The organism is Mycobacterium sp. ITM-2016-00317, assembly GCF_002968295.1.
Classification (GTDB): domain Bacteria; phylum Actinomycetota; class Actinomycetes; order Mycobacteriales; family Mycobacteriaceae; genus Mycobacterium.
The window spans coordinates 1168000-1186639 of sequence record NZ_CP134399.1 but is presented as its reverse complement, the minus strand read 5'-3'; the positions used below and the strand labels follow the sequence as shown (position 1 = coordinate 1186639).

The window sequence follows — 18640 nt, the reverse complement described above, 5'->3', positions numbered from 1 at the left end:
GCGGTCAGCGCCCGAAGTACCGGGTGTACTGCGGGCAGTACACGGCCACGGCGGCCCGGGTCAGCCCGACGGCCTGGTCCTTGCTCAGTCCGTTGCCTGCCAGCGTGTTGACCACGCCGCGCACCACCGGGACCGGGTTGGGGCTACCGGTGAGCCCCGTGGTGAGCATCTCGCAGATGCGCTTGCCCACGGTGGGTGCGTCGTCACTGGCGCCGAGCGGGATCCCCATCGTGGTGATCGCGTCGGTGAACTTCTGGTCCTGCGGCTGGGCGTGCGCGGTCGCGCCGCCGAACATGACGAGACCGGTGGCGGCCAGTGCCGCGACGACGGTTCGACGGTGGCGATTCATGACGTGCTCCTCAGCTGGGTTCCCCGACGCAGTGTAATTCGGGTTATCGACGCCTGTCGTTACGAGCGCCAACGCAGAAACCCCCGCCGGGGCGGGGGTTTCTGTTCGTGCGATGTCTCTACAGTTCGGTGACGGTGCCACCGGCGGCGGTGATCGCCTCTCGGGCACTGCCGCTGAACTTGTGCGCGGTCACGTCGACCTTGGCGGTCAGCTTGCCGTCGCCGAGCACCTTGACCAGGACGTTCTTGCGAACGAGGCCCTTGGCCACCAGCTGGTCGACACCGACCGTGCCGCCCTCGGGGAACGCCCTGGCGATGTCGCCGACGTTGACCGGGGCGTACTCGGTACGGAAGCGGTTGCGGAAGCCCTTGAGCTTCGGCAGCCGCATGTGGATCGGCATCTGGCCGCCCTCGAACGTCACCGGGACGTTCTTGCGGGCCTTGGTGCCCTTGGTACCACGACCGGCGGTCTTACCCTTGGAGCCCTCGCCGCGACCCACGCGGGTCTTGGCCTTCTTCTCGCCGGGTGCCGGACGCAGATCGTGAAGCTTGATCGGAGCCATGGTTAAACCTCCTCGACCGTGACGAGGTGGTGCACGGTCTTGATGAGTCCACGCGTCTGGGCGTTGTCCTCACGGACCACGGACTGGCGGATCTTGCGCAGCCCGAGCGTCCGCAGGGACTCCCGCTGCTTCCAGCGCGCACCGATGGTGCTGCGCACCTGGGTGATCTTGAGCTCTGCCATGATTACGCCGTTCCCTCACGCGCGGCCGTGGCAGCCAGAGCCTCCGCCTCGCGGCGGGCCCGGAGCATGCCTGCGGGCGCTACATCCTCGATGGACAGGCCGCGGCGGGCCGCGACCTCTTCGGGACGCTGGAGCAGCTTCAGCGCGGCGACCGTGGCGTGCACCACGTTGATCGCGTTGTCGCTGCCCAACGACTTGGCCAGGACGTCGTGCACTCCGGCGCACTCCAGCACGGCGCGGCAGGCGCCGCCGGCGATGACACCGGTACCCGGGCTGGCCGGACGCAGCATGACCACACCGGCCGCGGCCTCACCCTGGACGGGGTGGGTCACGGTGCCGCCGATCAGCGGAACCCGGAAGAAGTTCTTGCGCGCCTCTTCGACACCCTTGGCGATCGCGGCGGGGACCTCTTTGGCCTTGCCGTAGCCGACGCCGACCATGCCCTTGCCGTCGCCGACGATCACCAGCGCGGTGAAGCTGAACCGGCGACCGCCCTTGACCACCTTCGACACGCGGTTGATCGTGACGACGCGCTCGATGTAGTTGCTCTTCTCGCGGTCGTCGCGGCCGCGGCCGCCACGATCGTCACGGCGCCCACGGCCACCGCGGTCGCCCCTGCCACCGTCGCGGCCGTCGCTCGACGGCCCGCCGGCTCCTACAGCCTGCTCGGCCATCATGCATTCCTTCCGTTACTGGTCAGGTAGGACATCAGAACTTCAACCCGCCTTCGCGGGCGGCATCGGCCAGCGCCGCGATCCGTCCACCGTACGTGTACCCACCGCGGTCGAAGACGACCTCGTCGATACCCGCGGCCTTGGCGCGCTCGGCGATCAGCTGACCCACACGGGCGCTGGCGGCCTTCTTGTCGCCCTCGAGTGCCCGCACATCGGCCTCGATCGACGAGGCCGCAGCCAGCGTGACGCCGTCGAGGTCGTCGACCAGCTGCACGTGGATGTGCCGGGCGGACCGGTTGACCACCAGGCGCGGACGCTGGGCGGTGCCGGACACCTTCTTGCGCAGACGCGCGTGCCGGCGCAGCCGCGACGTACGCCGCGTCTCGGAGATGTTCTTGCCGACCGGGGTGTGACCCGCGGCCTCTTTGGATTTGGTGTTGGTAGCCATCTACTACTTACCCGTCTTTCCGACCTTGCGACGGATCTGCTCGCCCTCGTAGCGGATTCCCTTGCCCTTATAGGGATCGCTCTTACGGAGGCGGCGGATGTTCGCCGCGATCTGGCCGACCTTCTGCTTGTCGATACCGGAGATCGAGAACTTCGTCGGCGTTTCGACCGTGAAGGTCACGCCTTCCGGGGCGGTGATCAGCACCGGGTGGCTGTAGCCCAGGGCGAACTCGAGGTCGCTGCCCTTGGCCACCACGCGGTAACCGACGCCGAAGATCTCCATCTTGGTGGTGTAGCCCTCGGTCACGCCGGTCACCAGGTTGGCGATCAACGTGCGGGACAGGCCGTGCAACGAACGGTTACGCCGCTCGTCGTCGGGGCGGGTGACCACCAGCGCACCGTCGTCGTCGCGGGTGACCGCGATCGGCTCGGCGACGTCGAGGGTCAGCGTGCCCTTGGGGCCCTTGACGGACACGTTCTGTCCGTCGATCGTCACGTCGACCCCGTTGGGGACCGGGACCGGCTGTTTTCCAATGCGAGACATGTATCTAGCCCTCCCTCACCACACGTAGGCGAGGACCTCGCCGCCGACGCCCTCACGGGCCGCCTGGCGGTCGGTCCTCAGACCGGACGACGTGGAAATGATCGCCACACCGAGCCCACCGAGCACACGCGGCAGGTTGGTGGACTTCGCGTACACCCGCAGACCGGGCTTGGACACCCGGCGCAGGCCCGCGATGCTGCGTTCACGGCTCGGGCCGTACTTGAGTTGCACCACAAGGGACTTGCCCACGCGGGCGTCCTCGGTGCGGTAGTCGTTGATGTAGCCCTCGGACTTCAGGATCTCGGCGATGTTCGCCTTGATCTTGCTGTGCGGCAGGGTCACTTCGTCGTGATACGCCGAGTTGGCGTTGCGCAGACGTGTCAAGAAGTCTGCGATCGGATCCGTCATGGTCATGACAGCCGGTTCACCTTTCTCGCGGCGGTTCCCATCCCCGGTGCTCGGATTGGGCCTGCCGCAACCTGTTTCGTAGTTACGGTCTGGAGCCGGCTTACCAGCTGGACTTCTGCACACCCGGCAGTTCGCCGGCATGTGCCATTTCGCGCAGGCAGATCCGGCACAGGCCGAACTTGCGGAACACCGAGTGCGGACGGCCGCAGCGGTTGCAACGGGTGTAACCCCGCACCTTGAACTTGGGCTTCTTGTTGGCCTTGTTGACCAGAGCCTTCTTTGCCATCTGCTCAGTTCTCCTTGAACGGGAAGCCGAGCGCCCGCAGCAGCGCACGTCCCTCGTCGTCGTTCGTCGCCGAGGTGACGACGGTGATGTCCATGCCACGCGGGCGATCGATGCTGTCCACGTCGATCTCGTGGAACACCGACTGCTCGTTGAGCCCGAAGGTGTAGTTGCCCGTGCCGTCGAACTGCTTCGGCGAAAGTCCGCGGAAGTCGCGGATACGGGGCAGCGAGATCGAGATCAGCCGGTCGAGGAACTCCCACATGCGGTCGCCACGGAGCGTGACGCGCGCACCGATGGGCATGCCCTCGCGAAGCTTGAACTGCGCGATGGACTTCCGGGCCCGGCGGATCTCGGGCTTCTGGCCGGTGATCAGGGTGAGGTCGTTGACCGCGCCGTTGATCAGCTTGGCGTCACGGGCGGCGTCGCCGACACCCATGTTGACGACGACCTTGGTGACGCCCGGGATCTGCATCACGTTGGCGTAGCCGAATTCCTGCTGCAGCGCCTCGCGGATCTCTTCGCGGTAGCGCTGCTTCAAGCGGGGGAGGGTCTTCTCAGTGGTGGTCATTACACGATGTCCTTGCCGTTGGACTTGGCGATGCGGACCTTCTTGCCGGTCTCGTCGTCGGTGCGGAAACCGACGCGGGTCGGCTTGCCGTCGGAATCGAGCAGCATCACGTTGGACACCGAGATCGGCGCCTCCTGCGTGACGATGCCGCCCGAGGCCGCGCCGCGCTCGGTACGCGACTCGGGGGTGTGCTTCTTGATCCGGTTCACGCCCTCGACGAGGACCTTGTTGCGCTCGGGGTAGGCCACCAGGACCTTGCCCTTGGCGCCCTTGTCCTTGCCCGAGATGACGAGCACGGTGTCGCCCTTACGGACCTTCATCTACAACACCTCCGGGGCGAGCGAGACGATCTTCATGAAGCGCTTCTCGCGCAGTTCGCGACCGACGGGCCCGAAGATGCGGGTGCCACGGGGGTCGTTGTCGTTCTTGATGATGACGGCGGCGTTCTCGTCGAACTTGATGTAGCTGCCGTCGGCGCGGCGGCGCTCCTTGGCGGTGCGGACGATGACGGCCTTGACGACATCGCCGCGCTTGACGTTGCCGCCCGGGATGGCGTCCTTGACGGTCGCCACGATGATGTCGCCGATGCCGGCATAGCGCCGCGACGAGCCGCCGAGCACGCGGATGCACAAGATCTCCTTGGCGCCCGTGTTGTCGGCGACCTTGAGCCGCGATTCTTGCTGAATCACTAGATCTCCTCGACCTGGTTACTGTGTGCACGCAGGATTACCGACCCTGACGTGCGCGGTCTTTGTTCCCTAAGAGCACGCGGGGCCATCTCCGCATGGAGACAACCGAGGTCTGCCCTAGGCAACCCCCATATACTAGGTGAGCTCGCCGAATGCTCCAAATCGACGGGTGCGCCGGACGGCAGCGCCGCAACCCCGATCGCGGACCGGGCGGGCAGCGCAGCCACGCCGAGTTCGGCGGCCAGCACCGCCGACGCCCCGTCGGCGACCGCGCTCAACTCGGCGAACCCCGGTAGGCACGCGATGTAGAACAGTCATCCGGAGACACCGCAGACCTGCGCTTTCGGGTAGCACCGACCGTACCGCGGCCAGCGCGTTGCCCACCGCCAGCGCGGCGGCGCGTGCGCCTGCTCGACCGACAGCGTGTCCCCCACCACGCCGGTGACCACCAGTTTCCCGTCGCGCCGCGGGTCATCCCGGCCGAGTAGGCCACGTCGCCGTGGCGCACCGCGGGCACGTAGTCGCCCTGCGGGGACGGCACGGCCTGCTCAGTCGACACCGAGCGCGACACCTTCCTGACGCGGGTCGGCGGCCCCGGCCAGCACGCAGCGGTCGTCGACGGAGACGACCTGGGCGCTGCCACCGCCGCCGAACTCGGGCTGGACCACGACCTGGTGCCCGGCGGCCTCGAGCCGCCGCCGCGTCTCGGCAGGCAGCGTCTCCTCCACGCGCAGTTCGTCCGGCGCGCCGAGGACGTCGGCGTCGGATCCCGGGAACACGGTGAACCGGGGCGCCGAGACCGCCTCGGCCGGATCGAGCCCGTGGTCGAGCAGGTGGGTAGAGCAGCTGCATGTTCCACTGCACCTGACCGTCGCCGCCCGGGGTGTTTCCCGCGTGCCGCAGCGCGCCTGCGTCGTCGGTGACGACCCACGCGTTGAGGGTGTGCAGGGGCTTGCGGCGCGGCGCCACCTCGTTGGGATGGCCGGGGATCAGGTACGCGCCGCGGCCGAGCCGGTTGTTGAGCACCACGCCGGTGCCGGGGACGCTGAACTTGGCGCCGAAGGTGAAGGCCAGCGAGTGGATGAAGCTCACCGCGCGGCCGTCCGCGTCGACGGCCACGGTGGACGTGGTGTCGCCGGCGTGCACCTCGGCGCGGCCGCGCCGTTCGACGCCGAGGTCCAGATCGCGCCGCTGGGCCTCGATCCGGTCCACCGCCAGCACCTCACAGGCGCCGTCATTGTCGCTGGCGCACAACGCGAATCGGTCGGTGAAGGCCAGCCGGGCGGCCCGGGCCAACCGGTCCACCGCCTCGGCGGTCAGCCATCCAGCCGGGCGTGGGCACCTCGACGCTGGCGTCGCTGGCCGGGGAGACCTGGACCCGCGGCGGCCGGGGAGCGTTGTTCAACCGGCGCCTTGCCGCGATCGCGGTGATCTTCGCCGGCGCGGTCGTGGGCGCCGCGCTGCTGCGGATCCACCTCGCGGTGCCCTTCGGCCTGGCCGCCGCGATGACCGCGGTCGTGGCCCTCGTCGGACACCTGCGACTGTCTCCCCGACGACAGGACGAGGTGGCTGCGGCCCCGGTCTAGCCCATATCTCTGCACGCGATCTCCATACAGTCTCCAAGCAACGGCGCCCGATCCCGTCGAACATGGTCGGTGTGACAATCGCACTGGACACCCACTCGGACAACGACTTCGATCGTCAGGTACTACCGCTTGCACCAGGCCTGTACCGCCGGGCGCACTCGTTGACGCGCAACGCCGCCGACGCCGAGGACCTGGTCCAGGAGACACTGCTCAAGGCCTACCGGGGATTTCACACGCTCGGCCCGGACCCGCACGTCAACGCATGGCTGCTGTGCATCATGCGCAACACCTGGATCGCCCGGCACCGGGCGACCCGGTGCCGGGTGGGCGAGCATCTGGTCGACGACTTCGGCGACAGCGACGCCGTTACCGAATCCGCCGAACACGTGGTCCTTCAGGGGATTTCGGACTCCCGCCTGGTCGCCGCACTGGCCGAGCTACCGGAGCCGATGCGGCTGGCCATGTACTACACGGCGGTCGAGGGGATGTCCTGCCGTGAAGTCGCAGAGATCATGTCCGTGCCCGTGGGCACCGTGATGTCCCGACTGCACCGCGGCCGGGATCGGCTCCGTCGCAGCCTCACGCAGCCAGGAACGCGTCCATCTCCGCACCGAACGCCCGCCAGGCCGGCTCGGTCGCGGTGAGCAGGTGGTTGTTGCTTTCCAGCAGGACCAGGCGTCCCTGCGGGATCAGCGCCGCGAGTTCCTCGCCGAAGCGAAGCGGCACCCGCCGGTCGTTTCGGGAATGCATGACCAGCGTCGGGCATCTGACCTGCCCGGCCAGCTCGCAGACGTCGATGTGCGCGAACTGCTCCAGGAAGCGCACCGCGTTCTCCGCCGACGTGGTCCGGCGCTGCAGGTCGTCGAATGCCTGCCAGTCCCGCCTCGACCCGTCGGGCAGGAACTGCGCGGCGAACACCTGGCGGAACGCCGGATCGTCGTGCCCCCAGCCCACCCGGGCCAGATCGAGGTCCAGCGTGGCGGCCCGTCGTTCACCTTCACCGACCGCACGGACGGCACGCCCCCGCGCATACGCGCCGCAGAGCACCAGTTTGGAGACCCGCTCGGGATACCGGGCGGCGTAGGCCACCGCCACCGCCCCGCCCTGGGACACCCCGAGCAGCGGGAAGCGCGTCAGCCCCAGCGCGTCGACCACCGCGGCCAGATCACTGACCCAGTCGTCGAACGTGAAATCGGGTGCATCCCAGTCGGAAAGACCTGACCCGCGTTCGTCATAACGGATGAAGCGGTAACGCTGGGACAGCTCCGACACCCAGTGCCGCCACACTGGGGACTCGATGTCGTAGCTGAGATGGGTCATCCAGTTCGCCGCGCGCACCAGCGGTGGCCCCGTCCCCGCCACCGCGTAGGCCAGACGCAGGCCGTCGGCCGCGCGGCAGAACGCGACGTGCTGTTCCACCGCGGGCTCCCCCGCGCCGCTGTCCTCCGCGGGCTGATCGTTCTCGGCGAGCGTCCCGACGAACCGGTAGCCCCGGCCGCGCACCGTCCGGATGAAGTGCTGGGACTCGCCGTTGTCGCCCAGTGCGCGCCGGGCCGCCATGATGCGGCTGGACAGCGCCGCCTCACCGACGAACCGCCCGCCCCACACCGTGTCGAACAGCTCCTGCTTGGTGACACAGCGGTGGTGGTTGGCGACCAGGACCGCGAGCACGTCGAAGACCTGCGGTTCGACCGGGATGACCTCCGCGTTGCGGCGCAACTCGTAGCGTTTGGGATCGAGGACGAAGTCCCCGAACGCGTGCACCGGGGCCATCACTGTGCACCGGCCTGAGGCCACCACCACGTCAGCGCGGCAAGGGCGGTCAGCGCGGCGGCGACGAACGTGATCACGATGCCGACGAGGAGCCGGCGCCCGGCGATCGTTGTCGCGTTGGGCCGGCCGGTCAGCGGATGAGCGACGGTGGCGACGAGCAGCACCCCGAGCACCGCCAGCAGGAAACCGGCGAGCGCGGAGATGGCGCCGACCTGCTGCAGCCAGAGCGGACGGGTCCGGCTGGAGCCGCCGTCGCTGAACACACCGCACAATCCGACGAAACCGATTACGCCGAGTTGGAGCTTCTGCCATTCTCGAGCAGAGTCCTGGAAGTTCTGAACGCGTTGAATGCCTTGGAGGCGTGGGTCGTAGTCGTGCACGCCGGTCAGCGTGCGGTCACCGGTGAGGTGCTAGCCAGGCCATGTTCATCCTGGTACTGCCACTACCAGCCTGCAGGTGCCTCAGCCGGTCGAGCTTCTCGGCCGACGCCGACCCGGGTTCGGTGAAATAGATGAACAGGAACAGCCCTTCGGCGCCCGTGACGAGAAGTTTCTCGCGGTGCAATTCGAGTTCGCCGAGTAGGTGGTGGCGCACCCGGACCGGGCTGCACGCGCGCTGCTGAACGTGCTGGCAGGACCACAACCGGTCGAAGTGCCTGCACCGGTTCCGCAGGTCGCCGATCAGTGCGTGTGCCGACGACGACTCCAACTCGTTGCCGATGTCCGCGCGCAACTGGGCGACGGCGTCGGCCACGGCCGACTCCCAGTCGCGCCAGAACTCCCGCTCGCGCGGATCCAGGAACACCGCCCGGAGCCGGTTCGTTCCGGGCGTCATATTCGGAAACAACGCCTGCGCAGAATGATTCGACGTCACGACGTCCATGTACCGATTCAGGATCACCGCGGGCACGTTCAAGTGGTCGAGCAGCCGGGTCGCGCCCTCGGGGACGTCGGTGCGCCGCCCGCCTGCGTTGCGCCGTGATCCCGGCCGGGCGATGTTGCGCAGGTGCGCCGTCTGGTCGGCGTCCAGGCGCAATGCGTCGGCGAGCGCATCGACGACGTTCGGCGACGGCGTGCGCTCCCTGCCCTGCTCCAGCCGGATGTAGTACTCCGTGCTGATGCCGGCCAGATTGGCGACCTCCTCGCGCCGCAGACCAGGGACCCGGCGGCGCCCGTACTCGGGAAGCCCGACGTCACGCGGGGTGAGTCGATGGCGGTGCCAGCGCAGAAAGCTGCCCAGGGCCGTCGACTTCGCTTCGATGACGTTCATACAGTGGTAAACGGTCGCCACCCGCGATATATTGCATGCCGTCCAATTTTCCTTGCGCTCTCACGGGAGTCAGTCCCTGGCGAACGCGCGCGCGAAGTCCCTTTCCAGGTCCACGTACGGCGCACCGGAGACGTCCACGTTCACCCGCGCGATCGCGCCGCCGGTGAACGGGTACGGCGCGCGGTACGCCCGCGAGACCGGCGATCCGCTGTTCCGCCCGACGCTCAGGCCGGCCCCGGCGAGACCGAAGGTTCCGGGATGGACCCGCATCTCTGCCAGTGCGGCCACCCGGGCCGTGTCGACGAACAGCTCGGCGTCCCCGATCGGGGTGTGGCTGCCCTCGGCGGTGCCGGTGCGGGTGAACGTGAACCCGAGTGTGTGCGGACCGGGGGCCACGACCTCGGCGGAGACCAGCGTCTGTTCGTACTCGCCCAGGAAGTTGTAACAGAAGTGCAGCCGGCCGCCCTGCAGGTACATCACGTAGCCACCGTGCGCCGCACCGTGTTTCACCACCACACCGTCCGCGCCGCGCTGCCCCACCGTGACCTCGGCGAGCACTGCGAACGACCGGCCACGCAGTTCGACCACCGCGCCCATCCCGACGTCGGCGGTGCCCGGGTAGTACACGTAGGCGCTGCGTTCGCCGGCCAGGTACGGCCGCCAGCGCGACATCGTCTCCAGCAGGTTCAGGTCGCCCAGCGGCAGACCGTTGTACTTCTCGGCCTCCCGGAACCACAACGACTTCAGCTCTTCGAGCTTGTCCGGGTGTTCGGCCGCCAGATCGCGGCACTGGCTCCGGTCGGCCTCGATGTGGAACAGCTCCCAGCGATCCCGGTCGAAATGCGACCAGCCGGCCGGCGACGCGGCGTGCACGGCGCCGGCGAACCAGCCCCTGTGCCAGACCCCGCGCGTGCCGAGCATCGCGTAGAACTGGGTCTCCTTGCCGGTGGGTGCGGTCGGATTATCCAGCGCCACTTTAAAACTGACCCCGTCAAGCGGCTTCTGCGCGACACCGCGCACGGTCGCGGGCACCGTGATGTCGAGCAGGTCGTACACCGTCGGGGTGATGTCGCAGACGTTGACGTAGTTGTCCCGGATCTCCCCGTGGGAGGCGATGCCCGCGGGCCACGAGATGATCGCCGGGTCGGCGATACCGCCCTCGTGCGAGGCATACCGCTTGTACAGCTTGTAGGGGGTGTTGAACGCCATCGCCCAGCCGATCGGGTAATGGTTGTAGGTCTCGGTGCCGCCGAGGTCGTCGTAGGCCTTCAGCGCCTCCTCGACCGAGTCGAGGTAGCCGTTGAAGAACTTAACCTCGTTGACCGACCCGTTCGGCCCGCCCTCACCGCTGGCGCCGTTGTCGGAGATCACCACGATCACGGTGTTGTCGAGTTGCCCCGACTCCTCCAGATAGTCCAGCACGCGCCCGATCTGGGCGTCGGTGTAGGAAAGGAACCCGGCGAAGACCTCGGCCATCCGGGCGAACAGCCGCTTCTCGTCGTCGCTGAGCGACTCCCACGGACGCACCGTGTCCTGGGCCGGCCAGTCTTCGCCGTTGGGCCCCTTGACATCTGAGTACGGATTCATCGGCGACAGCTCGGTGTCCGGCGGGACGAGACCGAGCCGCTTCTGGTTCTCCAGCACGATCTCGCGGTACCGCTCGTAGCCCATGTCGAAGACACCGGCATACCGGTCGGCCCACTCCTTGGGGACGTGGTGGGGGGCGTGCCCGGCGCCGGGGCACACGTAGGAGAACCACGGCTTCTCCGGTGCAATGACTTTCGAGTCGCGGATGAACTCTATGGTCTTGTCCGCGAGGTCCCGGGACAGGTGGTAGCCCTGCTCGGGGGTCGCCGGCGGCGACACCGGGTGGTTGTCGTAGACGAGGTCGGGATACCACTGGTCGGTCTCCCCGCCCATGAAGCCGTAGAACCTCTCGAAGCCGCGCGCCAGTGGCCAGTGCCGTTTGGTCGCGGCGAGATTGGACTCCTCCAGCGGGGTCAGATGCCATTTGCCGACGCAGTAGGTGTTGTAGCCGTTCTCTACGAGCACCTCCGACAGCAGCGCGGTGTCGAATGGAATGCGGCCGTTACAGTTCGGGAAACCGTCGGTGAACTCCTCGATGGTCGCCATCCCCACGGTGGTGGGGTTGCGGCCGGTGAGCAGCGAGGCCCGGGTCGGCGAACACAGCGCGGTGGTGTGGAACTGCGAAAGGCGCACTCCGCGTTCGGCAATGCGCCGCATCGCGGGCATGTCGACCAGCCCGCCGAAGCAGTCCCAGGTGGCGATGCCGATGTCGTCCCAGACCAGGTACAGCACGTTGGGCGCATCCGGTTGCGCGGTCGGCGCCGCGAACGGCCCCCAGTCCGGCTCGGAGTCCCGGATGTCCACCTCGATCTTGCCGTTGAAGTCCGTTGCCACGTCCGGAGACTACACCGGGCGGTCACCCGGAAGGGGGAATGGCGACGCGGTAGAGCCGGTAATTCGGCTGATTGGCGCCCTCGTTGTGGATCTCGAGTTCGAGTGTGGCGACGTCCGAATCGGTCTCGTAGAGGGCGGGATACCGCAGGTTCAGCGCGTGGTGCCGCGGCCGGTGTTGGGCACCGCGAGCAGATAGCGGATGTCGTTGCGCTCCGGGTCGTTGGGCAGTCGTACGAAGTCCCGGTCGGACGGCACCACAAAGTTTTTCGGCCGCAGCGAGGCAACGACGACGGCGAACCCGTAGACGGTGTCGGTGATGACCGAGCTCTGCGGTAATCGCAGACTGTCCAGATACTGCGCAAGTTCGCGCTCGGTGGAGAAGGTTGCCGCGACGCGGTGCTGCTCGGCCTTGGTCGGACTGACGCTGTCGGGGTCCGGTGCGAGTACCGCGCCAAGCGCGAATTCCTGCGGCGCGTTCGACATCGCGCGCGGTGTCGGCGAATCGCGTTGCGCCCAAGCCGATCTCGATCCGGGGCATCATCGCCTGCGGTAGCGACTGCAGTCCGGGCGGGGACGGGCAGGGCGGCCGGTGTTGCCTGCGATGTCGATCGCGACCGTGACGTCGGTGAAGCGTTGCAGCAGTCGGTCGGGGATGTCGACCCACCGGTCGATGAACCCGTCGGCCTGCGCGGGCCACCGGTCGATCGTCTCCTCACCGACCCGCACGATCAGCTGCGCCCCGATGTTCTCCGGCGCCGGTGTGTACGAACCGCGGAGATGGATCCGCACGTCACGGGCCGACCTGCCCATCCGGGGATGGTCGATGCCCAAGTCACCTGCGGCGCCAACGACTCCGCACTGACACCGGGTTGGCCGAGGTCCCGCAGGGTGACGGAATCTCCGGGCAGCTGCGGACTGTCCCGCAGCGGGCCCACCAGCGCACCGCTGCTGACCGCCAGCGTGCGCTGGTCGCTCGCCAGCAGTCTCGTCTGCTCGTCAGCTCGCCTGCCGGAGCGGAGACCGTCAGGACCGGCACGCCCGGGCCGCCCTGCAGCGACAGTCCGGTGTCGGGGCCCTCGCGGATCACGGCCTGCCGCTCCAGCGGCGCCGACGCCACCTCGGGCAGACTCTGCCCGTCGGCCAGCGCCACCACGTCGATGCCGACGTTCTGCCGACGGTACTGAGCCGCCACAGCGGTCCCCAACCGTAACGCGGCGTCGAATTCGGACAGGGAGGGCTCGTCAGGGATCCCGATGGTCAGTCTGCGCAGCACCGGCGGCAGGAAATCGGCGGTCGGCGCGACCTCGGTGCCGGTGAACTCGACGGAGCCGTCGACCAGTCGCAGCGGGTTGGTCGGATCCAGGCAGTAGCCCTCGTCCGGAAGCAGATAGGAGTGAACCGTCAGGAACAGCGCGTTGTCCTCGACGACGGCGCCGTCAAGCGAATCGCCACCGGGGCGCGGGGATCCGGTGGCAGCGTGACCTCGGCGACGGTTCGCCGGTTCTGTACCACGGTGAGTACCGCGGTGCCCCCAAAGACAGGCTGCTCGACGACGACGTTGAGCGCGGCCGGCCGCAGCCCGGGTGGCACGGGAACCGTCAGCGTCACCGTGCCGGTCTGCCCGTTGAGCGCCAGGGGCGGCGCAGCGGTCAACACCGCCAGCACGCCCAGCAGCGCGCCGAGGCACCCCCACCCTCGCCATGCACAGATATGCCATCTGGATCACATATCTGTGCCACAACGCCTGGTTAGCGGGGGCACAAACACCGCTGCCCACCGCGCGATGCGGTGGGCAGTCGATGTTGTCAGACGTTGTGAGGCTACTTGGCCTTCTCGAGCACCTCGACCAGGCGCCAGCGCTTGGTGGCCGACGTCGGGCGGGTCTCCATCAGCGACACGCGGTCGCCGACACCGGCGTCCTCGTTCTCGTCGTGGGCCTTGACCTTGGTGGTGGTCCGGATGATCTTGCCGTAGAGCGGGTGGCTCTTACGCGACTCCAGCTCGACCACGATGGTCTTCTGCATCTTGTCCGACACCACGTAGCCGATGGCGGTCTTGCGGCGACCGCGCGGCTTCTCAGTGGGCGGGGTGTACTTGGCGCCTTTCTCGGCACCCTTGGTATCTGCCATTACGAATCCTCACCTCCGGGTCCGGCGGCCAGACCCAACTCACGTTCACGCAGCACCGTGTACAGGCGTGCGATCTCCTGCCGGACCACGCGCAGCCGGCGGTTGTTGGCAAGCTGGCCGGTCGCCATCTGGAAGCGCAGGTTGAACAGCTCTTCCTTGGACTCGCGCAGCTTGTCGGTCAGTTCGTCGTCGGTGAGCTCGCGCAGTTCGCCGGTCGTTGTTCCGACAGCCATCAGAACTGCTCCTCTCTCGTGACGATGCGTGCCTTGATCGGCAACTTGTGGATCGCGCGGGTCAGCGCTTCCCGGGCGACCTTCTCGTCGGGGTAGCTCAGCTCGAACAGCACGCGGCCGGGCTTGACGTTGGCGACCCACCACTCAGGCGAACCCTTACCGGAACCCATGCGGGTCTCGGCGGGCTTCTTGGTCAGCGGGCGGTCCGGGAAGATGTTGATCCACACCTTGCCGCCACGCTTGATGTGCCGGTTGATGGCGATACGGGCCGACTCGATCTGCCGGTTGGTGATGTAGGCATGGCCGAGGGCCTGGATGCCGTAGTCACCGAAGCTGACCTCGGTGCCGCCGCTGGCGATACCACGCTGCCTCGGGTGGTGCTGCTTGCGGTGCTTGACCTTGCGGGGAATCAGCATGACTAGCTCCCAGAATTCTCTGTTGTCTCGGCTGCTGCTCCCGCAGCGGCCTCGGTGCCCTGGGTCGCTTCCGCGACGGCAGGAGCCTCGGCGGCACGACCGGCGTCGGTGCTCGTCGCGGTGGTGCCCGACGCGCCACTGCGGCGCGGACGGGTGCCCGACGGACGCTCACGGCGCGGACGGTCCGCGGCGGGTGCGGCGGCGGTCAGCTCGCGCTTGCCACCGACGATGTCGCCCTTGTAGATCCAGACCTTCACGCCGATGCGGCCGAAGGTGGTCTTGGCCTCGTAGAGGCCGTAGTCGATGTCGGCCCGCAGGGTGTGCAGCGGCACGCGGCCCTCGCGGTAGAACTCCGACCGGCTCATCTCGGCGCCGCCGAGACGGCCTGAGCACTGCACCCGGATGCCCTTGACGTTGGGCTGGCGCATCGCCGACTGGATCGCCTTGCGCATCGCGCGGCGGAACGCCACACGGTTGCTCAGCTGCTCGGCGACACCCTGGGCGACCAGCTGTGCCACCGACTCGGGGTTCTTCACCTCGAGGATGTTCAGCTGGACCTGCTTGCCGGTGAGCTTCTCCAGGTCGCCGCGGATGCGGTCGGCCTCGGTGCCGCGGCGACCGATCACGATGCCCGGACGCGCGGTGTGGATGTCCACGCGAACGCGGTCACGGGTGCGCTCGATCTCCACGTCGGCGATGCCGGCGCGCTCAAGGCCGGTGGCCAGGAGCTTGCGGATCGCGACATCTTCCTTGATGTAGTCCGCGTACTGCTTGTCGGCGTACCAGCGGGACTTCCAGCCGGTGGTGATGCCGAGTCGGAAGCCGTGCGGGTTGATCTTCTGGCCCACTACTCCGAGCCCTCCTTCGAGTTATCGGCTGCTGCGGTCTTGGAAGACGCAGCCTTGCTGGCCTGCGCACGACGCGCGCGCGCCGCCGAAGCCGAAGCACCCTTGTTGGAGCGGCTCGGCCTACTTTCAACGATCACCGTGATGTGGCTGGTGCGCTTGCGGATCCGGAACGCCCGTCCCTGGGCGCGGGGCCGGATGCGCTTGGCGGTGGGACCCTCGTCCGCCTGGATGGTCGCGACCACGAGCGTGGTCGGGTCCAGGCCTTCGTTGTTCTGCGCGTTGGCGGCAGCGCTGGCGATCACCTTGGCGACCGGCTCGCTGGCCGACTGCGGGGCCCAGCGCAGGATGTCGAGGGCTTCCTCGACGGTCTTGCCGCGGACCAGATCGATGACTCGGCGCGCCTTCGTGGCCGAGACGCGCACGAAGCGCGCCCTGGCCGTCGCGGACGGATATTCAACGCCTTTTAGTGCAGTGGTCATTTCTAGCGCCTCTTGGACTTCCGGTCGTCCTTGATGTGACCCTTGAAGGTCCGGGTGGGGGCGAACTCGCCCAGCTTGTGCCCGACCATCGCCTCGGTGACGAACACCGGGACATGCTTGCGACCGTCGTGGACGGCGAAGGTGTGCCCGATGAAGTCGGGGATGATGGTGGACCGACGGGACCAGGTCTTGATGACCTGCTTGGTGTTCTTCTCGTTCTGGACGTCGACCTTCTTGAGCAGATGGTCGTCGACGAACGGGCCCTTCTTCAGGCTGCGTGGCATCGCTTTACTCCCTAGCGCTTCTTGCCGGTGCGCCGGCGACGGACGATGAGTTTGTCGCTCGCCTTCTTCGGCTTGCGGGTGCGGCCCTCGGGCTTACCCCACGGGCTCACCGGGTGGCGGCCACCGGAGGTCTTACCCTCACCACCGCCGTGCGGGTGGTCGACCGGGTTCATCACGACACCACGGACGGTGGGGCGCTTGCCCTTCCAGCGCATACGGCAGGCCTTGCCCCAGTTGATGTTGGCCTGCTCGGCGTTGCCGACCTCGCCGACGGTGGCGCGGCAGCGCACGTCGACGCGGCGGATTTCACCGCTGGGCATACGCAGGGAGGCGTAGGTGCCTTCCTTGCCCAGCAGCTGGATCGAGGCGCCGGCCGAGCGGGCCATCTTCGCGCCGCCGCCGGGACGCAGCTCCACTGCGTGGATCAGCGTGCCCGCGGGGATGTTGCGCAGCGGCAGGTTGTTGCCGGGCTTGATGTCGGCGTTGGCGCCGGACTCGACGATCATCCCCTGCTTGAGTCCCTGCGGCGCGATGATGTAGCGCTTCTCGCCGTCCAGGTAGTGCAGCAGCGCGATGTTCGCGGTGCGGTTGGGGTCGTACTCGATGTGTGCGACCTTGGCGTTGACGCCGTCCTTGTCGTGGCGACGGAAGTCGATCACGCGGTAGGCGCGCTTGTGGCCACCACCCTTGTGACGGGTGGTGATCCGGCCGTGCGCGTTGCGGCCACCGCGGCCGTGCAGCGGACGGACCAGCGACTTCTCCGGGTGATCGCGAGTGATCTCGGCGAAGTCGGAGACGCTCGAGCCGCGGCGACCCGGGGTCGTCGGCTTGTATTTGCGAATTGCCATGATTCTGTGGGTCTCCCTGCCGGCTGAGGCCGGCGCTCCGAACAGGTCGATGGGCTTGCTTCCGGCAGCCAGCGTCACGATCGCGCGCTTGGTGGCCTTGCGCTGGCCGTAACCGGTGCGGGTGCGCTTGCGCTTACCCTGCCGGTTGGCCGTGTTCACCGAGTCGACCTTGACCTTGAAGATCTTCTCGATAGCGATCTTGATCTGGGTCTTGTTCGAGTCCGGGTGCACGATGAACGTGTAGACGTTGTCCTCGATGAGCCCGTAGGACTTCTCCGAGATCACCGGCGCCAAGATGATGTCGCGGGGATCGGTCACGTTAGCCATCAGGCCGACACCTCCTGGTCCTGCTTGGTGTTCGCTGCGATGTACGCGTTGAGTGCCTCGACGCTGAACACCACGTCGTCGGCCTTCAGCACGTCGTAGGTGTTCAGCTGATCCGGCGAGATCACGTGCACGCCAGGCAGATTGCGCACGCTCAGCGCACTGGCCTCGTCGGTCCGGCCGATCACCACGAGCACCTGCCTGCGATCGGTCAGTGTCGACAGGAACGACTTCGCGTTCTTGGTCGACGGGGTCTGACCCTCGATCAGCTCGGTGACAGCGTGGATGCGGTCGTTGCGGGCCCGATCAGAGAGAGCGGAGCGCAAAGCCGCGCGGATCATCTTCTTGGGGGTCCGCTCGCTGTAGTCGCGCGGCTTGGGGCCGTGCACGACGCCACCGCCGGTGAACTGCGGTGCGCGGGTCGAGCCCTGACGGGCGCGGCCGGTGCCCTTCTGCCGGTACGGCTTCTTGCCGCCGCCGGAGACCTCACCGCGGGTCTTGGTGGAGTGGGTGCCCTGGCGCTTGGCGGCCAGCTGTGCGTTGACGACCTGGTGCATCAGCGCGATGTTGGGTTCCACGTCGAACAGCGCGGCGGGCAGCTCGATGCTGCCGTCCGTCGTGCCGGCGGGGGTCCTCACCTCAATATTCAGAGTCATGCCTTCTCGCCTCGCTTGATTGCGCTGCGGACAACCACCAGTCCACCGTTGCGTCCGGGGACGGCGCCCTTGATCAGCAGCACGCCGTTCTCGGCGTCGACCTTGTGCACCTTCAGGTTCTGGGTCGTCACGCGGTCGTGGCCCATCCGGCCCGACATGCGCGTGCCCTTGAACACGCGGCCCGGGGTGGCGCAGCCACCGATCGAGCCCGGCCGGCGGTGCACGGCCTGAGCGCCGTGGCTGGCGCCCTGACCGGCGAAGCCGTGCCGCTTCATGGTGCCCGCGAAGCCCTTGCCCTTGCTGGTGCCCGTCACGTCGACGTAGGCGCCGTCGGCGAAGATCTCCGCCGTCAGCTCCTGGCCGACCTCATAGGCGGCCGCTGCTTCCTCGCTGTCGAGCCGCAGCTCGGCGAGGTGGCGGCGCGGATTGACACCCGCGGCGGCGAACTGACCGGTGACCGGCTTGTTCACCTTGCGCGGGCTGATCTCGCCATAGGCGAGCTGAACGGCGCTGTAGCCGTCGCGCTCCGGGGTGCGGATGCGCGTCACGACATTGGGTCCGGCCTTGACGACCGTCACCGGCACGACCTTGTTGTTCTCATCGAACACCTGCGTCATGCCCAGCTTGGTACCCAGAATGCCTTTTCTTGCCATGGTTCTGGTTCT

Annotated in this window: 30 protein-coding genes and 3 pseudogenes; 2 read left to right on the top strand and 31 right to left on the bottom strand. The window is 67.8% G+C overall.

Annotation, left to right across the window (positions count from 1 at the left end; genetic code table 11):
• Window positions 1-4: 4 nt before the first annotated feature.
• The 13 genes and pseudogenes from C6A87_RS05660 to C6A87_RS05600 form a co-directional block, all read right to left on the bottom strand.
• Complete coding sequence (locus C6A87_RS05660) at window positions 5-349, bottom strand: DUF732 domain-containing protein (RefSeq protein WP_311116361.1); 345 nt, start codon at window positions 347-349, stop codon at window positions 5-7.
• A gap of 118 nt (window positions 350-467) precedes the next feature.
• Window positions 468-911 carry a 50S ribosomal protein L15 gene (gene rplO / locus C6A87_RS05655; protein ID WP_311116360.1) on the bottom strand — a complete coding sequence of 148 codons (444 nt, stop codon included), beginning with the start codon at window positions 909-911 and terminating at the stop codon, window positions 468-470.
• A gap of 2 nt (window positions 912-913) precedes the next feature.
• On the bottom strand, window positions 914-1093 hold the full coding sequence (rpmD, locus tag C6A87_RS05650) for a 50S ribosomal protein L30 (RefSeq protein ID WP_003929541.1): 180 nt from the start codon (window positions 1091-1093) through the stop codon (window positions 914-916).
• Window positions 1094-1095: 2 nt separating this feature from the next.
• Complete coding sequence (rpsE, locus tag C6A87_RS05645) at window positions 1096-1767, bottom strand: 30S ribosomal protein S5 (RefSeq protein ID WP_311116359.1); 672 nt, start codon at window positions 1765-1767, stop codon at window positions 1096-1098.
• Window positions 1768-1801: 34 nt separating this feature from the next.
• Complete coding sequence (gene rplR, locus C6A87_RS05640) at window positions 1802-2215, bottom strand: 50S ribosomal protein L18 (protein ID WP_311116358.1); 414 nt, start codon at window positions 2213-2215, stop codon at window positions 1802-1804.
• Window positions 2216-2218: 3 nt separating this feature from the next.
• Window positions 2219-2758 (bottom strand): 50S ribosomal protein L6, encoded by a 540-nt coding sequence (rplF, locus tag C6A87_RS05635; protein ID WP_311116357.1) that lies wholly within the window; start codon window positions 2756-2758, stop codon window positions 2219-2221.
• 15 nt (window positions 2759-2773) lie between these two features.
• Window positions 2774-3172, bottom strand: coding sequence for a 30S ribosomal protein S8 (gene rpsH / locus C6A87_RS05630; protein ID WP_311116356.1), 399 nt, complete (start codon window positions 3170-3172; stop codon window positions 2774-2776).
• Between the two features lie 94 nt (window positions 3173-3266).
• On the bottom strand, window positions 3267-3452 hold the full coding sequence (locus C6A87_RS05625) for a type Z 30S ribosomal protein S14 (protein WP_003929546.1): 186 nt from the start codon (window positions 3450-3452) through the stop codon (window positions 3267-3269).
• Window positions 3453-3456: 4 nt separating this feature from the next.
• Window positions 3457-4020, bottom strand: a complete 564-nt coding sequence (gene rplE / locus C6A87_RS05620) for a 50S ribosomal protein L5 (protein WP_311116355.1) — start codon at window positions 4018-4020, stop codon at window positions 3457-3459.
• Window positions 4020-4340: a 50S ribosomal protein L24 gene (gene rplX / locus C6A87_RS05615; RefSeq protein WP_311116354.1), complete on the bottom strand. Its 321-nt coding sequence runs from the start codon at window positions 4338-4340 to the stop codon at window positions 4020-4022. Before rplX ends, rplE begins: the two co-directional genes overlap by 1 nt.
• A complete protein-coding gene (gene rplN, locus C6A87_RS05610) occupies window positions 4341-4709 on the bottom strand; it encodes a 50S ribosomal protein L14 (RefSeq protein ID WP_311116353.1) in 369 nt (122 codons plus the stop codon).
• Between the two features lie 155 nt (window positions 4710-4864).
• Window positions 4865-5268, bottom strand: a pseudogene (locus C6A87_RS05605) (RidA family protein); the annotation flags it as partial.
• Window positions 5258-6032, bottom strand: a pseudogene (locus C6A87_RS05600) (gamma-glutamyltransferase); the annotation flags it as partial. The pseudogenes C6A87_RS05600 and C6A87_RS05605, both read right to left, overlap by 11 nt.
• Before the next feature lie 11 nt (window positions 6033-6043).
• Here C6A87_RS05600 and C6A87_RS05595 point away from each other — a divergent pair.
• A complete protein-coding gene (locus C6A87_RS05595; protein WP_311116352.1) occupies window positions 6044-6295 on the top strand; it encodes a hypothetical protein in 252 nt (83 codons plus the stop codon).
• Between the two features lie 62 nt (window positions 6296-6357).
• Entirely contained in the window at window positions 6358-6939 is a 582-nt protein-coding gene (locus C6A87_RS05590) for a sigma-70 family RNA polymerase sigma factor (RefSeq protein WP_311116351.1), read from the top strand.
• Here C6A87_RS05590 and C6A87_RS05585 read toward each other — a convergent pair.
• The 18 genes and pseudogenes from C6A87_RS05585 to rplC form a co-directional block, all read right to left on the bottom strand.
• A complete protein-coding gene (locus tag C6A87_RS05585; protein ID WP_311116350.1) occupies window positions 6875-8068 on the bottom strand; it encodes an alpha/beta fold hydrolase in 1194 nt (397 codons plus the stop codon). The genes C6A87_RS05590 and C6A87_RS05585 overlap by 65 nt on opposite strands.
• Window positions 8068-8448 (bottom strand): hypothetical protein, encoded by a 381-nt coding sequence (locus C6A87_RS05580; protein ID WP_311116349.1) that lies wholly within the window; start codon window positions 8446-8448, stop codon window positions 8068-8070. Before C6A87_RS05580 ends, C6A87_RS05585 begins: the two co-directional genes overlap by 1 nt.
• Before the next feature lie 16 nt (window positions 8449-8464).
• The gene (locus C6A87_RS05575; RefSeq protein WP_311116348.1) at window positions 8465-9337 is read right to left on the bottom strand and encodes a helix-turn-helix transcriptional regulator; all 873 of its coding nucleotides are present in this window, start codon (window positions 9335-9337) and stop codon (window positions 8465-8467) included.
• A gap of 69 nt (window positions 9338-9406) precedes the next feature.
• On the bottom strand, window positions 9407-11758 hold the full coding sequence (locus tag C6A87_RS05570) for an arylsulfatase (RefSeq protein ID WP_311116347.1): 2352 nt from the start codon (window positions 11756-11758) through the stop codon (window positions 9407-9409).
• A 150-nt stretch (window positions 11759-11908) separates the two neighbouring features.
• On the bottom strand, window positions 11909-12241 hold the full coding sequence (locus C6A87_RS05565) for a hypothetical protein (RefSeq protein WP_311116346.1): 333 nt from the start codon (window positions 12239-12241) through the stop codon (window positions 11909-11911).
• A gap of 54 nt (window positions 12242-12295) precedes the next feature.
• Window positions 12296-12568, bottom strand: a complete 273-nt coding sequence (locus tag C6A87_RS05560; protein WP_311116345.1) for a hypothetical protein — start codon at window positions 12566-12568, stop codon at window positions 12296-12298.
• Window positions 12569-12590: 22 nt separating this feature from the next.
• A complete protein-coding gene (locus C6A87_RS05555; RefSeq protein ID WP_311116344.1) occupies window positions 12591-13031 on the bottom strand; it encodes a hypothetical protein in 441 nt (146 codons plus the stop codon).
• A gap of 128 nt (window positions 13032-13159) precedes the next feature.
• The gene (locus tag C6A87_RS05550) at window positions 13160-13423 is read right to left on the bottom strand and encodes a hypothetical protein (RefSeq protein WP_311116343.1); all 264 of its coding nucleotides are present in this window, start codon (window positions 13421-13423) and stop codon (window positions 13160-13162) included.
• Between the two features lie 155 nt (window positions 13424-13578).
• Window positions 13579-13887, bottom strand: coding sequence for a 30S ribosomal protein S17 (rpsQ, locus tag C6A87_RS05545; RefSeq protein WP_311116342.1), 309 nt, complete (start codon window positions 13885-13887; stop codon window positions 13579-13581).
• Window positions 13887-14120, bottom strand: a complete 234-nt coding sequence (rpmC, locus tag C6A87_RS05540; RefSeq protein WP_311116341.1) for a 50S ribosomal protein L29 — start codon at window positions 14118-14120, stop codon at window positions 13887-13889. The genes rpsQ and rpmC overlap by 1 nt, the downstream gene beginning before the upstream one ends.
• Complete coding sequence (gene rplP / locus C6A87_RS05535) at window positions 14120-14536, bottom strand: 50S ribosomal protein L16 (RefSeq protein ID WP_311116340.1); 417 nt, start codon at window positions 14534-14536, stop codon at window positions 14120-14122. Before rplP ends, rpmC begins: the two co-directional genes overlap by 1 nt.
• 2 nt (window positions 14537-14538) lie before the next feature.
• On the bottom strand, window positions 14539-15384 hold the full coding sequence (rpsC, locus tag C6A87_RS05530) for a 30S ribosomal protein S3 (RefSeq protein ID WP_003929570.1): 846 nt from the start codon (window positions 15382-15384) through the stop codon (window positions 14539-14541).
• Window positions 15384-15863: a 50S ribosomal protein L22 gene (gene rplV / locus C6A87_RS05525; protein WP_311116339.1), complete on the bottom strand. Its 480-nt coding sequence runs from the start codon at window positions 15861-15863 to the stop codon at window positions 15384-15386. Before rplV ends, rpsC begins: the two co-directional genes overlap by 1 nt.
• A gap of 2 nt (window positions 15864-15865) precedes the next feature.
• Window positions 15866-16147 (bottom strand): 30S ribosomal protein S19, encoded by a 282-nt coding sequence (gene rpsS, locus C6A87_RS05520; RefSeq protein WP_003892827.1) that lies wholly within the window; start codon window positions 16145-16147, stop codon window positions 15866-15868.
• An 11-nt stretch (window positions 16148-16158) separates the two neighbouring features.
• Window positions 16159-16995 carry a 50S ribosomal protein L2 gene (gene rplB, locus C6A87_RS05515; protein WP_311117824.1) on the bottom strand — a complete coding sequence of 279 codons (837 nt, stop codon included), beginning with the start codon at window positions 16993-16995 and terminating at the stop codon, window positions 16159-16161.
• A gap of 27 nt (window positions 16996-17022) precedes the next feature.
• Window positions 17023-17322: pseudogene (gene rplW, locus C6A87_RS05510) on the bottom strand (50S ribosomal protein L23); the annotation flags it as partial.
• Window positions 17322-17975, bottom strand: coding sequence for a 50S ribosomal protein L4 (gene rplD / locus C6A87_RS05505; RefSeq protein WP_311116338.1), 654 nt, complete (start codon window positions 17973-17975; stop codon window positions 17322-17324). The pseudogene rplW and the gene rplD, both read right to left, overlap by 1 nt.
• Window positions 17972-18628: a 50S ribosomal protein L3 gene (gene rplC / locus C6A87_RS05500; protein ID WP_311116337.1), complete on the bottom strand. Its 657-nt coding sequence runs from the start codon at window positions 18626-18628 to the stop codon at window positions 17972-17974. Before rplC ends, rplD begins: the two co-directional genes overlap by 4 nt.
• Window positions 18629-18640 lie beyond the last annotated feature (12 nt).

Bases quoted from the DNA above. Each gene is read 5' to 3' on its own strand.
- C6A87_RS05575 (WP_311116348.1), bottom strand. From the start codon at position 9,337: ATGAACGTCATCGAAGCGAAGTCGACGGCCCTGGGCAGCTTTCTGCGC.
- rplC (WP_311116337.1), bottom strand. From the start codon at position 18,628: ATGGCAAGAAAAGGCATTCTGGGTACCAAGCTGGGCATGACGCAGGTG.
- rpsH (WP_311116356.1), bottom strand. From the start codon at position 3,172: ATGACCATGACGGATCCGATCGCAGACTTCTTGACACGTCTGCGCAAC.
- C6A87_RS05585 (WP_311116350.1), bottom strand. From the start codon at position 8,068: ATGGCCCCGGTGCACGCGTTCGGGGACTTCGTCCTCGATCCCAAACGC.
- C6A87_RS05560 (WP_311116345.1), bottom strand. From the start codon at position 12,568: ATGGGCAGGTCGGCCCGTGACGTGCGGATCCATCTCCGCGGTTCGTAC.
- rplB (WP_311117824.1), bottom strand. From the start codon at position 16,995: ATGGCAATTCGCAAATACAAGCCGACGACCCCGGGTCGCCGCGGCTCG.
- C6A87_RS05625 (WP_003929546.1), bottom strand. From the start codon at position 3,452: ATGGCAAAGAAGGCTCTGGTCAACAAGGCCAACAAGAAGCCCAAGTTC.
- rpmC (WP_311116341.1), bottom strand. From the start codon at position 14,120: ATGGCTGTCGGAACAACGACCGGCGAACTGCGCGAGCTCACCGACGAC.
- rplE (WP_311116355.1), bottom strand. From the start codon at position 4,020: ATGACCACCACTGAGAAGACCCTCCCCCGCTTGAAGCAGCGCTACCGC.
- C6A87_RS05660 (WP_311116361.1), bottom strand. From the start codon at position 349: ATGAATCGCCACCGTCGAACCGTCGTCGCGGCACTGGCCGCCACCGGT.
- rplF (WP_311116357.1), bottom strand. From the start codon at position 2,758: ATGTCTCGCATTGGAAAACAGCCGGTCCCGGTCCCCAACGGGGTCGAC.
- rplP (WP_311116340.1), bottom strand. From the start codon at position 14,536: ATGCTGATTCCCCGCAAGGTCAAGCACCGCAAGCAGCACCACCCGAGG.
- C6A87_RS05590 (WP_311116351.1), top strand. From the start codon at position 6,358: ATGGTCGGTGTGACAATCGCACTGGACACCCACTCGGACAACGACTTC.
- rplO (WP_311116360.1), bottom strand. From the start codon at position 911: ATGGCTCCGATCAAGCTTCACGATCTGCGTCCGGCACCCGGCGAGAAG.
- rplV (WP_311116339.1), bottom strand. From the start codon at position 15,863: ATGACCACTGCACTAAAAGGCGTTGAATATCCGTCCGCGACGGCCAGG.
- rplD (WP_311116338.1), bottom strand. From the start codon at position 17,975: ATGACTCTGAATATTGAGGTGAGGACCCCCGCCGGCACGACGGACGGC.
- rpsQ (WP_311116342.1), bottom strand. From the start codon at position 13,887: ATGGCAGATACCAAGGGTGCCGAGAAAGGCGCCAAGTACACCCCGCCC.
- rpsE (WP_311116359.1), bottom strand. From the start codon at position 1,767: ATGGCCGAGCAGGCTGTAGGAGCCGGCGGGCCGTCGAGCGACGGCCGC.
- C6A87_RS05565 (WP_311116346.1), bottom strand. From the start codon at position 12,241: ATGTCGAACGCGCCGCAGGAATTCGCGCTTGGCGCGGTACTCGCACCG.
- rplX (WP_311116354.1), bottom strand. From the start codon at position 4,340: ATGAAGGTCCGTAAGGGCGACACCGTGCTCGTCATCTCGGGCAAGGAC.
- rplR (WP_311116358.1), bottom strand. From the start codon at position 2,215: ATGGCTACCAACACCAAATCCAAAGAGGCCGCGGGTCACACCCCGGTC.
- rpmD (WP_003929541.1), bottom strand. From the start codon at position 1,093: ATGGCAGAGCTCAAGATCACCCAGGTGCGCAGCACCATCGGTGCGCGC.
- rpsS (WP_003892827.1), bottom strand. From the start codon at position 16,147: ATGCCACGCAGCCTGAAGAAGGGCCCGTTCGTCGACGACCATCTGCTC.